The sequence below is a fragment of the Anaerobacillus sp. MEB173 genome (genome assembly GCF_052119505.1).
Lineage (GTDB): Bacteria > Bacillota > Bacilli > Bacillales > JBJMAU01 > JBJMAU01.
Genome location: NZ_JBJMAU010000079.1, coordinates 1 through 334, shown reverse-complemented (window position 1 = coordinate 334; position 334 = coordinate 1). Strand labels below are relative to the sequence as shown.

The 334-nt window shown below is 38.9% G+C and carries 1 protein-coding gene; it reads right to left on the bottom strand.

Annotated elements, in window-relative coordinates; translation table 11 throughout:
- On the bottom strand, nt 1-334 hold a 334-nt coding region (locus tag ACJ2A9_RS23885; protein WP_441424124.1), incomplete at both ends, for a Fic family protein.

The window sequence follows — 334 nt, the reverse complement described above, 5'->3', positions numbered from 1 at the left end:
TGAGGAAGGGAGCTGGAGGTATATGTTTAGCACCAGAAATAAAAACTTGCTGGTCCCGATATACACCTGCATATTCATCATCAATTCCTTTTAGTACAAGTCGATGCAGATTCTTAATTTGACACACCGACAAAGCTTCACCCTTTTGTACAATCTCCTCTACGAAGTGAATCGCATCCCGATGATTAAGAACTTCCAAGTGTTCACGTAGCGTTTTCCCGCCAACAGTAATTCCTTCTAGAACTACCTTCGTTTCGTTGATAGTTAACGTGTTTCCTTCAATTGCATTTGTATTGTATGTCCATTCTAGTAATAACTTTTCACGTAAACTTTT